The organism is Staphylococcus sp. FSL W8-0304 (assembly GCF_038006565.1).
GTDB classification, from domain to species: domain Bacteria; phylum Bacillota; class Bacilli; order Staphylococcales; family Staphylococcaceae; genus Staphylococcus; species Staphylococcus epidermidis.
In genome coordinates, this window is the sequence record NZ_JBBOVL010000001.1 from 1,003,914 (window position 1) to 1,016,650 (window position 12,737).

Annotated in this window: 10 protein-coding genes, 18 tRNA genes and 1 pseudogene; all 29 read left to right on the forward strand. The window is 32.9% G+C overall.

Features of this window, described 5'->3' with window-relative positions; all coding sequences use genetic code 11:
• Positions 1-6 precede the first annotated feature (6 nt).
• A tRNA-Ala gene (locus NST35_RS04705) sits at positions 7-82 on the forward strand.
• Between the two features lie 24 nt (positions 83-106).
• Positions 107-180: transfer RNA gene (locus tag NST35_RS04710), tRNA-Met, on the forward strand.
• Positions 181-207: 27 nt separating this feature from the next.
• Positions 208-281 (forward strand) — tRNA-Ile (locus NST35_RS04715).
• 9 nt (positions 282-290) lie between these two features.
• Positions 291-380 (forward strand) — tRNA-Ser (locus NST35_RS04720).
• Between the two features lie 7 nt (positions 381-387).
• Positions 388-463 (forward strand) — tRNA-Asp (locus NST35_RS04725).
• 37 nt (positions 464-500) lie between these two features.
• Positions 501-593, forward strand: a tRNA-Ser gene (locus tag NST35_RS04730).
• A gap of 11 nt (positions 594-604) precedes the next feature.
• Positions 605-678, forward strand: a tRNA-Met gene (locus NST35_RS04735).
• Between the two features lie 104 nt (positions 679-782).
• Positions 783-855: transfer RNA gene (locus NST35_RS04740), tRNA-Phe, on the forward strand.
• Positions 856-863: 8 nt separating this feature from the next.
• Positions 864-939, forward strand: a tRNA-Thr gene (locus NST35_RS04745).
• 6 nt (positions 940-945) lie between these two features.
• Positions 946-1,029: transfer RNA gene (locus tag NST35_RS04750), tRNA-Tyr, on the forward strand.
• 8 nt (positions 1,030-1,037) lie between these two features.
• Positions 1,038-1,111 (forward strand) — tRNA-Trp (locus tag NST35_RS04755).
• A 2-nt stretch (positions 1,112-1,113) separates the two neighbouring features.
• A tRNA-His gene (locus tag NST35_RS04760) sits at positions 1,114-1,186 on the forward strand.
• 11 nt (positions 1,187-1,197) lie between these two features.
• Positions 1,198-1,269: transfer RNA gene (locus tag NST35_RS04765), tRNA-Gln, on the forward strand.
• Positions 1,270-1,274: 5 nt separating this feature from the next.
• Positions 1,275-1,348 (forward strand) — tRNA-Cys (locus NST35_RS04770).
• A 9-nt stretch (positions 1,349-1,357) separates the two neighbouring features.
• A tRNA-Gly gene (locus NST35_RS04775) sits at positions 1,358-1,432 on the forward strand.
• Positions 1,433-1,445: 13 nt separating this feature from the next.
• Positions 1,446-1,520 (forward strand) — tRNA-Gly (locus NST35_RS04780).
• 11 nt (positions 1,521-1,531) lie between these two features.
• A tRNA-Gly gene (locus NST35_RS04785) sits at positions 1,532-1,606 on the forward strand.
• Between the two features lie 40 nt (positions 1,607-1,646).
• Positions 1,647-1,730 (forward strand) — tRNA-Leu (locus NST35_RS04790).
• 315 nt (positions 1,731-2,045) lie between these two features.
• Positions 2,046-2,894 carry a trypsin-like serine peptidase gene (locus NST35_RS04795; protein WP_340747268.1) on the forward strand — a complete coding sequence of 283 codons (849 nt, stop codon included), beginning with the start codon at positions 2,046-2,048 and terminating at the stop codon, positions 2,892-2,894.
• A 226-nt stretch (positions 2,895-3,120) separates the two neighbouring features.
• On the forward strand, positions 3,121-4,179 hold the full coding sequence (locus tag NST35_RS04800) for a PTS transporter subunit IIC (RefSeq protein ID WP_002457888.1): 1,059 nt from the start codon (positions 3,121-3,123) through the stop codon (positions 4,177-4,179).
• Between the two features lie 239 nt (positions 4,180-4,418).
• Positions 4,419-5,876, forward strand: coding sequence for an ABC transporter substrate-binding protein/permease (locus tag NST35_RS04805; protein WP_002457887.1), 1,458 nt, complete (start codon positions 4,419-4,421; stop codon positions 5,874-5,876).
• On the forward strand, positions 5,869-6,591 hold the full coding sequence (locus tag NST35_RS04810; RefSeq protein WP_002446766.1) for an amino acid ABC transporter ATP-binding protein: 723 nt from the start codon (positions 5,869-5,871) through the stop codon (positions 6,589-6,591). Before NST35_RS04805 ends, NST35_RS04810 begins: the two co-directional genes overlap by 8 nt.
• A 347-nt stretch (positions 6,592-6,938) precedes the next feature.
• The gene (queG, locus tag NST35_RS04815; protein WP_002457886.1) at positions 6,939-8,069 is read left to right on the forward strand and encodes a tRNA epoxyqueuosine(34) reductase QueG; all 1,131 of its coding nucleotides are present in this window, start codon (positions 6,939-6,941) and stop codon (positions 8,067-8,069) included.
• Positions 8,066-8,536, forward strand: a complete 471-nt coding sequence (trmL, locus tag NST35_RS04820) for a tRNA (uridine(34)/cytosine(34)/5-carboxymethylaminomethyluridine(34)-2'-O)-methyltransferase TrmL (RefSeq protein ID WP_002446764.1) — start codon at positions 8,066-8,068, stop codon at positions 8,534-8,536. Before queG ends, trmL begins: the two co-directional genes overlap by 4 nt.
• Before the next feature lie 157 nt (positions 8,537-8,693).
• Positions 8,694-9,293, forward strand: a complete 600-nt coding sequence (locus NST35_RS04825) for a 6-phosphogluconolactonase (RefSeq protein ID WP_002446763.1) — start codon at positions 8,694-8,696, stop codon at positions 9,291-9,293.
• A 23-nt stretch (positions 9,294-9,316) separates the two neighbouring features.
• A complete protein-coding gene (locus NST35_RS04830) occupies positions 9,317-9,499 on the forward strand; it encodes an SAS053 family DNA gyrase inhibitor (RefSeq protein ID WP_002457885.1) in 183 nt (60 codons plus the stop codon).
• 151 nt (positions 9,500-9,650) lie between these two features.
• Positions 9,651-10,055 carry a hypothetical protein gene (locus NST35_RS04835; RefSeq protein WP_002457884.1) on the forward strand — a complete coding sequence of 135 codons (405 nt, stop codon included), beginning with the start codon at positions 9,651-9,653 and terminating at the stop codon, positions 10,053-10,055.
• A 191-nt stretch (positions 10,056-10,246) separates the two neighbouring features.
• Positions 10,247-11,632 (forward strand): class II fumarate hydratase, encoded by a 1,386-nt coding sequence (gene fumC / locus NST35_RS04840; RefSeq protein WP_002447846.1) that lies wholly within the window; start codon positions 10,247-10,249, stop codon positions 11,630-11,632.
• Between the two features lie 474 nt (positions 11,633-12,106).
• Positions 12,107-12,589 (forward strand): annotated as a pseudogene (locus NST35_RS04845) (transposase); the annotation flags it as partial.
• Positions 12,590-12,737: the final 148 nt, after the last annotated feature.

Here is a 12,737-nt window from a genome sequence, read left to right on the forward strand (position 1 = left end):
AATTTTGGGGGCTTAGCTCAGCTGGGAGAGCGCCTGCTTTGCACGCAGGAGGTCAGCGGTTCGATCCCGCTAGTCTCCACCATTATTAATTTACAAACTACATAACGGCGGTGTAGCTCAGCTGGCTAGAGCGTACGGTTCATACCCGTGAGGTCGGGGGTTCGATCCCCTCCACCGCCACTACTATTAGTTGTATACTTATATTCAGGACCTTTAGCTCAGTTGGTTAGAGCTAACGGCTCATAACCGTTCGGTCGCAGGTTCGAGTCCTGCAAGGTCCATATAATTTTGGAGGAATACCCAAGTCCGGCTGAAGGGATCGGTCTTGAAAACCGACAGGAGCTTAACGGCTCGCGGGGGTTCGAATCCCTCTTCCTCCGTTTTAATGGTCCCGTAGTGTAGCGGTTAACACGCCTGCCTGTCACGCAGGAGATCGCGGGTTCGATTCCCGTCGGGACCGCCATATATTAAATTTTAATAGTAATTTATTTATAATTTGTGGAGGAATACCCAAGTCCGGCTGAAGGGATCGGTCTTGAAAACCGACAGGGCCTTAACGGGCCGCGGGGGTTCGAATCCCTCTTCCTCCGCCATTAATTATTAGCGCGGGATGGAGCAGTTCGGTAGCTCGTCGGGCTCATAACCCGAAGGTCGGTGGTTCAAATCCGCCTCCCGCAATATTACTAATATAGGTTTCGTGGTGAAATAGCTAAAATACATATTGTTTTTCAGAACATATAAAACTTAGTTTTCAAAGAGGTATCATTACGAATTTTTATTTTGGTTCAGTAGCTCAGTTGGTAGAGCAATGGATTGAAGCTCCATGTGTCGGCAGTTCGATTCTGTCCTGAACCATACCTATAGCCGGCCTAGCTCAATTGGTAGAGCAACTGACTTGTAATCAGTAGGTTGGGGGTTCAAGTCCTCTGGCCGGCACCATTTTTAGGAGGGGTAGCGAAGTGGCTAAACGCGGCGGACTGTAAATCCGCTCCTTCGGGTTCGGCAGTTCGAATCTGCCCCCCTCCACCATCATATATAGGGGCATAGTTCAACGGTAGAATAGAGGTCTCCAAAACCTTTGATGTGGGTTCGATTCCTACTGCCCCTGCCATGGCGGTTGTGGCGAAGTGGTTAACGCATCGGATTGTGGTTCCGACACTCGAGGGTTCGATTCCCTTCAACCGCCCTTTATATTAATGGGCTATAGCCAAGCGGTAAGGCAACGGACTTTGACTCCGTCATGCGCTGGTTCGAATCCAGCTAGCCCAGTTATTGGCGGCATAGCCAAGTGGTAAGGCAGAGGTCTGCAAAACCTTTATCACCGGTTCAAATCCGGTTGCCGCCTCCAGGTTATTATGCGGGAGTAGTTCAACTTTTAGAACACATTCCTTCCCGGAATGAGATATAGGTGCAAATCCTATCTTCCGCTCCAATTTTAATATTATGCGGGAGTAGTTCAACTCTCAGAACACATTCCTTCCCGGAATGAGATATAGGTGCAAATCCTATCTTCCGCTCCAATTTTAGATTTGCGGGAGTAGTTCAACTCTCAGAACACATTCCTTCCCGGAATGAGATATAGGTGTAAATCCTATCTTCCGCTCCATTATTTACTTCCATTGGGAAGTTTTTTGTTTATATATTGAGCCGGTGTGGCGGAATTGGCAGACGCGCGGGACTCAAAATCCCGTTCCTTTATTGGAGTGTCGGTTCGATCCCGACCACCGGTATAAATTTAAATTTTTTTAGAGTGAAAACATTGTAAGTTTAATGTTTTCACTTTTTTTATTTTTTAAGAGCTAATTGTTATTTATCATTTGATAGTCTCTAAAATTTTATAAATAAGTAAGTTACTAATAATTGTGTCCAAATTCTTATAAAAAATATTTAAATAAATAAGTATAATATTTAATAAAATGCAAACAGATAGGGTTTTTATTTTAACATTTAGGCATTTAATCACATATTTTTTCAGTATATATATATAATTTAATTATAACAGCTGTTATTAAAAAATAATTTTTATAATTTTTGGAGGTTATCATATGAAAAAGAGATTTTTATCTATATGTACAATGACAATTGCAGCGTTAGCAACTACTACAATGGTAAATACTTCTTATGCAAAAACCGATACACAAAGCCATAATCATTCCTCACTTGGCACAGAAAACAAAAATGTTTTAGATATTAATAGTTCGAGCCATAATATTAAACCAAGTCAAAATAAAAGTTACCCAAGTGTAATATTGCCTAATAATAATAGACATCAAATTTTTAATACTACACAAGGTCATTATGATGCTGTTAGTTTTATTTATATACCAATAGATGGTGGATATATGAGTGGTTCAGGTGTTGTTGTAGGTGAAAATGAAATATTAACTAATAAACACGTCGTTAATGGAGCTAAGGGTAATCCAAGAAATATTAGTGTCCATCCTTCAGCTAAAAATGAAAATGACTATCCTAATGGCAAATTTGTGGGTCAAGAAATCATACCGTATCCTGGTAATAGTGATTTAGCAATCTTAAGAGTGTCACCGAACGAACATAATCAACATATTGGGCAAGTAGTTAAACCTGCAACTATAAGTAGCAATACAGATACTAGAATTAATGAAAACATCACTGTTACTGGTTACCCTGGTGACAAACCGTTAGCCACAATGTGGGAAAGTGTAGGTAAGGTTGTCTATATTGGTGGCGAGGAATTAAGATATGACCTAAGTACTGTAGGTGGAAACTGTGGATCTCCAGTATTTAATGGTAAAAATCAAGTTATTGGAATACATTATGGTGGCGTAGATAATAAATACAATAGCAGTGTTTATATAAATGATTTCGTTCAGCAATTCCTAAGAAACAATATACCTGATATAAATATTCAATAATTAAATTTAGTTTTTATAATATATATAGTGTATGCATCCATTGGTTAAATGTACAATTTAACCTTGGATGCTTTTTTTATCTAATAAGTAAATGTTAAATATTATCCGTATATAAGTATAATTGCTCACTTTTCTTTAATTATTGACATGAAATTTGATATTAAATGATTGTTTATATTTCGTTTCTATAATACGATTAATTTAATGTTTTAAATGGAGGTTTAACATGAGTCATTCGCAAATCAATGGAAAGCGATTTTTTAACAACATTTTGAATGCAGTAGGTGCAGGTGTAGTTATTGCATTATTACCTAATGCCTTATTAGGTGAATTATTAAAATTCTTTAAAGAAGGTAATCATATACTAGAAACGATTTTTCAGCTAGTAACAATCATACAATCTTTTATGGCTTTTATTATAGGAGTTCTTGCTGCGCACCAATTTAAATTTAAAGGTACAGGTGCTGCAATAATTGGTATTTCAGCAATGCTAGGTTCTGGAGCAGTACACTATAATGGACAAACAATTGAATTAAAAGGAATTGGAGATATTATAAATGTAATTTTAGTAGTTATATTAGCTTGTTTCATTTATATGTTTTTAGAAGGTAAATTAGGTTCCTTAGAAATGATTATTTTACCCGTTTTAGTTCCTGTAATTAGTGGATTAATAGGGTTATTAACATTACCTTACGTTCAAGTCATTACGCAGTCACTAGGAAAATTAGTAAACAGGTTCACAGAATTAAATCCATTATTAATGTCTATATTAATTTGTGTAACATTTTCTTTATTAATGGTAACTCCAATCTCGTTAGTTGCTATAGCAACAGCAATTAATCTTACTGGTTTAGGAAGTGGTGCTGCAAATATGGGAATAGTTGCAGCTTGTGTAACCTTTTTATTTGGATCTTTAAGAGTTAATTCTCTAGGAGTTAACGTGGTATTACTCATAGGTGCTGCTAAAATGATGATTCCTGTTTACTTAAAGCATTTAATTATAGCAATTCCATTGACAATTAATGGAGTCATATGTGGTATAGTTGCATATATTTTAAAAATTAAAGGGACTGCACTATCTGCTGGTTTTGGTTATACTGGACTGGTTGGTCCCATCAATGCATTAAACCGTATGTCGGGAAATCCATCTATAAATATTATTTTATTAGCTATTGGATATTTCGTTATACCATTTGTAGGTGCCTTTATTGTACATAAAATTTGTAAAAAAGTATTAAGTACTTACAGTGATGAGATTTATAAATTTGAAATCTCAAAAGATTAATTTTAATTATTATATTAGGAATTAGTGTATGATATATAACAAACTCTTTGCTTTTTCTTAAGTTATAAGATGAAATTTGAATAACTTAATGAACATATTTATTAAGTTTAGATAGCATAAAATACCCGAGATACTCAATGTCTCGGGTATTTTTTTATACACTATTTGGAAATCTAATTGCGCATTTATGAGTATTTATGTATAATAATGTATAATTATTAAAAAGGAGGTTAAAAACAATGAAGTGTTTGTTCAAAATGTTATCAATCATAATATTAATGTTAAGTACTTTCACGTTATTTATCAGTCCGAGTACATATGCAAATGAAGATGAAAATTGGACTAAAATTAAAAATCGAGGAGAACTAAGAGTTGGATTATCAGCTGATTATGCACCTTTAGAATTTGAAAAGACGATACATGGTAAAACTGAATATGCAGGTGTAGATATAGAATTAGCTAAAAAAATTGCGAAAGATAATCATTTAAAGTTAAAAATTGTAAACATGCAATTTGATAGCTTATTAGGTGCACTTAAGACCGGTAAAATCGATATTATCATATCCGGTATGACGACAACTCCCGAACGAAAAAAAGAAGTGGATTTTACAAAACCTTACATGATTACAAACAATGTGATGATGATTAAAAAAGATGAAGCAAAACGTTATCAAAATATCAAAGATTTTGAAGGCAAAAACATAGCTGCACAAAAAGGAACAGATCAAGAAAAAATTGCACAAACTGAGATTGAAGATAGTAAAATTTCTTCGCTCAATAGATTACCTGAGGCTATATTATCTTTAAAAAGTGGAAAAGTAGCGGGTGTAGTTGTTGAAAAACCAGTAGGTGAGGCCTATTTAAAACAAAATTCTGAACTAACATTTTCAAAGACTAAATTTAATGAAGAAAAGAAACAAACATGTATAGCTGTTCCTAAGAACTCTCCTGTACTTTTAGATAAGTTAAATCAAACAATTGATAATGTAAAAGAAAAAAATTTAATTGATCAATACATGACAAAAGCAGCCGAAGATATGCAAGATGATGGAAATTTTATTTCTAAATATGGCAGTTTTTTTATTAAAGGAATTAAAAATACTATTTTGATTTCATTAGTAGGTGTGGTATTGGGGTCTATTTTAGGCTCTTTTATAGCTTTATTAAAATTAAGTAAAATTAGACCATTACAATGGATAGCAGGTATATACATAGAATTTTTAAGAGGTACTCCAATGCTTGTGCAAGTGTTCATTGTATTTTTTGGGACTACTGCAGCTTTGGGATTAGATATTTCAGCTTTAATTTGTGGTACTATTGCGCTTGTTATAAATTCTTCAGCCTACATTGCTGAGATTTTTAGAGCTGGTATTAATGCTGTAGATAAAGGACAAACTGAAGCTGCTAGAAGTTTAGGAATGAATTATAGACAGACTATGCAATCAGTAGTTATGCCACAGGCAATTAAGAAAATTTTACCTGCTTTAGGTAATGAATTTGTAACCTTGATTAAAGAATCGTCTATAGTTTCCACAATTGGAGTGAGTGAAATCATGTTTAATGCACAAGTTGTACAAGGAATATCTTTTGATCCATTCACACCATTGTTAGTTGCAGCATTACTATATTTCTTACTTACATTTGCACTTACACGTGTTATGAATTTTATTGAAGGGAGAATGAGTGCCAGTGATTAATATTAAAAATTTAAATAAAAAATTTGGAGCAAATGAAGTATTGAGAGATATTAATCTTACTGTTGATAAGGGTGAAGTGGTTGCAATAATTGGACCATCTGGAAGTGGTAAAAGTACTTTACTCCGTTGTATGAATTTGTTAGATGTACCTTCAAAAGGTAAAGTTATATTTGAAGATAATGAATTAACCCAACATAATGTTCAATTAGATAATTTACGACAAAAAATGGGTATGGTATTTCAAAATTTTAATTTATTTCCTCATAAAAAGGTCATTGAAAATGTAATGTTAGCACCACTTTTATTACATAAAGATAGTAAAGATCAATTAAAAGAGAAAGCTTTATATTTACTTGAAAAAGTGGGGCTTAAAGATAAAGCAGATTCATATCCTAATCAACTGTCTGGAGGTCAAAAACAAAGAGTTGCTATTGCAAGAGCTTTGGCAATGGAACCTGATGTTATGTTATTTGATGAACCAACATCTGCACTTGATCCTGAAGTAGTAGGGGATGTTTTAAAAGTAATGAGACAATTAGCGAATGAAGGTATGACAATGGTGATTGTCACGCATGAGATGAACTTTGCTAAAGAAATAAGTGATAAAGTGGTATTTATGGCCGATGGTGTTGTGGTTGAATCTGGTACACCACAAAACATATTTGAAAATCCTCAACACAGTCGAACTCAAAATTTTTTATCACGAGTGTTATAAAATTTATATTTTCTTATGATAAAAGTTAAAGTTTACTATTCTCAGTTAGCGAATTTGTTATAGTGACATCATTTTAAACTTTTAAAAGAGAAATAGTATATCATAAAAATACTTATAGAAGTTTGGAAACAAATCCTTTTCTTAAGATTGAATTGATAAATAGTGTTAAAGTTATCTAAAACATGCATTTTTAAATCTAAATATCGATAAACTACACAATTTTGAAAGCCTATGATAATGATTTATATCATAGGCTATATTTTTTAATCATTACAATATTATGCCAACTCTGATACATAATCTTATGTTAGAATAGCATATGTAATTTTAAAAAGGTGGCAAAGCTTATGAACAATAAACTAAAAAAAGAAATTATAGACTTTGCTCATTCTATAGGCATTGATAGTATTGGATTTACAACTGCAGATCCTTTTGATGAATTGAAACAAAAATTAGAGGAATATCATGCAAAAGGGTACGCATCGGGTTTTGAGGAATCAAATATATCATTACGTACAGAACCTAAACTAAGTTTACCTAGCGCACGTTCTATCATCGCAATAGCTGTGGGTTATCCTAATAAACTTAAAGGTGCACCAAAAAGTGTTAAAGGTGATCGTCGAGGCATGTTTGCTAGGGCATCATGGGGCCAAGATTATCACAGCATTATGCGTAAGAGACTTGATAAATTAGCTGATTTCATCAAAGAAAAAGTACCTGATGTCGAAATCCAATCTATGGTGGATACTGGTGTATTGTCAGATAGAGCAGTAGCAGAAAGAGCTGGGTTAGGATTCACGGGTAGGAATGGATTTGTGATTTCTCCGGAATTAGGGACTTGGTCTTACCTAGGTGAAATGTTAGTAAGTATATCGTTTGAACCTGATGATCCATTATTAGATAGTTGTGGTGACTGTACAATTTGTGTTGATCGTTGCCCAACAGGTGCACTTGTTGGAAATGGTCAGTTAAATAGTCAAAAATGTATTAGTTTTTTAACTCAAACTAAAGGTTATCTTCAAGATGAATATCGATATAAAATTGGAAATAGATTATATGGGTGTGATACGTGTCAACAAGTTTGTCCTAAAAATCGTGGTATCAATACTCAGCATGATGATATTGTCTTGGAACCGGAAATTTTGAAGCCACGTCTTGTACCTTTACTTCAAATGAGCAACAAGAAATTCAAAAGTACATATGGACATTTAGCAGGTGCTTGGAGAGGTAAAAAACCAATACAAAGAAATGCTATTATAGCTTTGGCACATTTTAAAGAAGAAAGTGCTATACCAGAACTAAAAGAAGTTGCATTAAATGATCCAAGACCTATGATTAGAGGTACTGCATATTGGGCAATTGGACAAATTTTAGAGGATGATGCTATACCTTTTATTGATGCGCATTATGAAAATGAGATTGAAGAAGTGCAGATCGAAATGAAAAAAGGTTTGCAAATGAGGAGAGAACAAAAATGACGAATCATATTGTACTATATCAGCCAGAAATACCAGCAAATACAGGAAATATTGCACGTACTTGTGCAGGGACTTTAACCCATCTTCATCTAATTAAACCGCTCGGCTTTAGTACTGAAGACAAAATGTTAAAACGTGCAGGACTTGATTATTGGGAGCATGTTAATATTACATATCACGATAGTATTGAAGAATTTTTTGCTAATACAGAAGGTCACTACTATTTATTAACAAAATTTGGTAAACAGACCTACAGCGATTTTAATTTTTCTAATACTAATGAGGATTATTATTTTATCTTTGGTAAAGAAACTACTGGTCTTCCTGATTGGGTTAAGGAGAAATATGCAAAAACAGCTCTAAGAATTCCAATGAGTGACAATATACGTTCTCTTAATCTTTCTAATACTGCTGCTTTACTGATTTACGAAGCTTTGAGACAACAAGATTATCCTAACCTTTCATAATTAATGTTAATAAATAAAGTAAATGCAAGATAAACCCAAGAAATGTTATATTAATTGTGAACCAATAAAAAATAATAGTTTGATAATTAATACAAAGGGTATACTTTAAATTAAATCGACTTAATTAAAAGAGCAAACTTAGAGGAGTGTAGTTAACATGGCAATGAATTTTAAAGTATTTGACAATAGTGAAAAAGTAGCAGAATATACTGCAGATATTCTACGTAAGCAGTTTAATAACAATCCAACTACTATTGCAGGATTTCATTTAGGCAAAGAACATGCACCAGTGTTTGATGAACTTAAGAAAAATGTGGAAAATCATGCAGTTGATTTCAGTCAAATAAATATTTTAGATTATGATGATAATCATTCTTATTATGAGGCTTTGGGTGTGCCGACAGGACAAATTTATTCAATTTCTTACGAAAATGATGCAATTGACTTTATCTCAGATAAGATTAAGACTAAAGAAAATAAGGGAAAACTGACAATGCAAGTCCTTACGATTGATGAAAATGGCAAACTTGACGTTAGCGTTCGTCAAGGTTTGATGGAAGCTAGAGAAATTTTCTTAGTTATTACCGGTGCTAATAAACGAGATATGGTAGAAAAACTTTACCGTGAAAATGGTAAGACTAGTTTTGAACCATCGGATTTAAAAGCACACCGTATGGTCAATGTTATCTTAGATAAAGAAGCGGCTGCAGGTTTACCTGAAGACGTAAAAGAGTACTTCACTGCACGTTTTGCATAAAATAAATTTGTGAGGGATAAATGATGGCGAACAAAAAAGATTCCAAATTAAATTATCATGAAGAAGAAAACGCTATGGTGACTGACTTAGATGATTTAAAAGAATTAGGAAAAGAAATGGAACAGATTTCACAGGAAAATGATGAAGAAAAATTAAATCAACCTCATGATAACGAAGTTCGTTCAGATTTTAAAAATAGTAAATAGATTTTATATAAATCCAGTAGCTTATCAGTATGTTAAGTTATTGGATTTTTATATTTTATTATCTTTCACACGATTTGTTATATAAATATTCACTCCTTTTGATTGGTTATGATATGATACTTACAGTCATTAACACAAGGAGATTAATTAAATGTTAAGAAAATACTGGATTCACTTTGTTATAGTTACTGTTATAGTGAGTTTATTATCTATAAAAGGTTTTCCACTTGCTTTAGGTGCTTTATACTTGCCACTATTGTTCAAAATTGTACAACTTCAACTTAATTTATCAAAAGGTCTTATTGATAATGTCAATGCACATACATTTATAAAAAGTAATCAGTCTGGTGTGATGATTAGTGTGGTTTGTTGTCTATTAATAACGGGAGTTTTGACATACACCTTGGATGATTTTTATAATGAATTACCAGGAGTTTTAGGTATTTTAGTAAGTATAAGTCCTGTCACTCTCACTATAGGTGTGATACTATTTGTTTTAACTGCAATTGCTATTGTTCAGGCTACTAAAGCAAAATATCAACAACCTAAGAATTAAATAAGTAAGAAGTAAATTAATATTTTAATATATGAGTCTTAAATGAGCATGAAAAAATTCATTTAGGACTCATTTTTATTTTATTAGGAAAATATTCTTTTAAATGAAAACGGTTTATTTCAACATTGCTCATCTAATTTAAATAGTGCTATACTACAATTAAACAAAGAACAATAGGGGGAGCGATATAAATGTCAGTCAGAATTGAACATGATACATTTGGAGAAATTGAAGTACCAGAAGACAAATATTGGGGTGCACAGACTGAAAGAAGTAAACGAAACTTTCCAGTTGGCAAAGAGCATATGCCTATAGAAGTCATTTACGGATTTGCTCAACTAAAAAGGGGTGCGGCCTTAGCAAATCATGAATTAGGAAAATTGAGTGATGAAAAAAAGAACGCCATCGTTTATGCTTGTGATCGTATTTTAAATGGAGAACTAGACGATCATTTTCCACTTGTTGTTTGGCAAACAGGTAGTGGTACACAAAGCAATATGAATGTTAATGAAGTCGTAAGTTATGTAGCTAATGAATACCTTAAGAAACATGGAAGCAAGGAAGCTATTCATCCAAATGATGATGTAAATAAATCTCAAAGTTCAAATGATACATTTCCTACAGCCATGCATGTCGCATTGTTCCATGAAGTTGAAACTAAGTTAGAGCCAGCACTTAACCATTTACGTCAAACTTTTAAAGAAAAAGAAGACCAATATCAATCAATCATTAAAATTGGACGCACACATTTGCAAGATGCAACGCCTATTAAACTAGGTCAAGAGATAAGTGGTTGGCGCTATATGTTAGAAAAATGTGAGCAATTACTATCAGAATCAAAAAAGCATATTTTAAATTTAGCAATTGGTGGCACTGCAGTAGGAACGGGAATTAATGCTCATCCAGAATTTGGTCATAAAGTAGCTAAATATATTTCCAAAAACACAGGGTATGCTTTCGTATCATCTGAAAACAAATTTCATGCTTTAACTTCTCATGATGAGATTGTACAATTACATGGTACATTAAAGGCGCTAGCGACAGATTTAATGAAAATTGCAAATGATATTAGATGGCTAGCCTCTGGACCGCGTGCAGGTCTTGCTGAGATTTCAATTCCAGAAAATGAACCTGGATCTTCTATTATGCCAGGAAAAGTAAATCCAACACAATGTGAAATGTTAACTATGGTAGCAGTACAAGTCATGGGGAATGATACGACGGTAGGTATCGCAAGTTCACAAGGTAATTTTGAACTAAATGTATTTAAACCGGTAATTATGCATAACACTTTACAATCTATCTACTTATTAGCAGATGGAATGAATACCTTTAATAAAAACTGTGCAATAGGTATTCAACCGATTGAAGAAAACATTAATAATTATTTAAATCAATCATTAATGCTAGTTACGGCTCTGAATCCTCATATTGGATATGAGAAAGCAGCTCAAATAGCTAAAAAGGCACACAAAGAAGGACTTACTTTAAAAGAATCTGCAATAGAAAGTGGATATGTAACTGAATCACAATTTGAAGAGTGGATAAAACCAGAAGATATGGTAGACCCACATTAATTTTCTAGATTATAAAAATTACGGTTAAAAATAAATCTTTACGATTTGAGTTGGACAATAAAAGTGGTGCAAAATTGAAAATGAGGCTGGGACATAATTCCTAGCAAAATAGCCAGTAAATGAGTTTTCATAAATTCATTTACTGGCTTCTTTATTTACAATACTTCGTATTGTTGGCTCGCTTTCTTAGGGGACAGCTTCAGCCTGTAGTCTTCAGCTTGTCCTGTTCCCTCAAGAGTCTCGCCAAAATACTTTGTATTCATATGTAATTTTACATTAAAATACTTTAAAAAAATAAGGGCCTTCCGTATAATTTAATAAATACCAATAAACTAAATTAACGCGGTGCCTTATTTATAAAGATTATAACATGACTCAACTTACTCTACCATTGGAACTTTAGTTCTTATCTCCACAAATGATATTTCACGACATGTAAATGATATTGTAGAAACAAATCCCAAGACTGAATTCGATGAATTCATTTGTCCGAACAATCAAAGACTGGGATTTAAAAGATATGACTATCGTCATGATAAATATGGTTTTAAAAGAGACTTTAAATTATATGAATGTGATGATTGTTCAAAGTGTCCTCTGAAACACCAATGTATGAACTTCAATTCAAAAACAAATAAAAAAATAATGAAGAATTATAATTGGGAATATTTTAAAGCCCAAATTAATAAAAAGCTTTCAGAACCAAAAACAAAAACCATCTACAGTCAAAGAAAAATTGATGTGGAGGCTGTTTTTGGATTTATGAAGGCTATTTTGGGTTTCACTCGAATGTCCGTTCGAGGGATAGATAAAGCCAAAAGAGAATTAGGATTTGTGCTAATGGAACTTAATATAAGAAAAGTAACAGCTCAACGAGCTGAAAATAATCAAAAAAATTATAAAAAAGACAATTTCTATATTATTTCAATAGAAATTGTCTTTATTTACTTATCCTAGAACTTTATGTCCCAGCCTCTATATTAGTAGTTAGTCAGTGATAAAGATGAAATTAGGTGTTATGTTGACTTTTTTAATAAAACATTCTGTCCAATTTCATTAATTAATAGTCAAAATAATATAGTTTTTAATTCGATATTTAACTTAA

Excerpts from the sequence above, each read along its gene's own strand:
- NST35_RS04835 (WP_002457884.1), top strand. The coding sequence starts at position 9,651 with ATGTTAAGAAAATACTGGATTCACTTTGTTATAGTTACTGTTATAGTG.
- NST35_RS04830 (WP_002457885.1), top strand. The coding sequence starts at position 9,317 with ATGGCGAACAAAAAAGATTCCAAATTAAATTATCATGAAGAAGAAAAC.
- NST35_RS04805 (WP_002457887.1), top strand. The coding sequence starts at position 4,419 with ATGAAGTGTTTGTTCAAAATGTTATCAATCATAATATTAATGTTAAGT.
- NST35_RS04795 (WP_340747268.1), top strand. The coding sequence starts at position 2,046 with ATGAAAAAGAGATTTTTATCTATATGTACAATGACAATTGCAGCGTTA.
- fumC (WP_002447846.1), top strand. The coding sequence starts at position 10,247 with ATGTCAGTCAGAATTGAACATGATACATTTGGAGAAATTGAAGTACCA.
- trmL (WP_002446764.1), top strand. The coding sequence starts at position 8,066 with ATGACGAATCATATTGTACTATATCAGCCAGAAATACCAGCAAATACA.
- queG (WP_002457886.1), top strand. The coding sequence starts at position 6,939 with ATGAACAATAAACTAAAAAAAGAAATTATAGACTTTGCTCATTCTATA.
- NST35_RS04800 (WP_002457888.1), top strand. The coding sequence starts at position 3,121 with ATGAGTCATTCGCAAATCAATGGAAAGCGATTTTTTAACAACATTTTG.
- NST35_RS04825 (WP_002446763.1), top strand. The coding sequence starts at position 8,694 with ATGGCAATGAATTTTAAAGTATTTGACAATAGTGAAAAAGTAGCAGAA.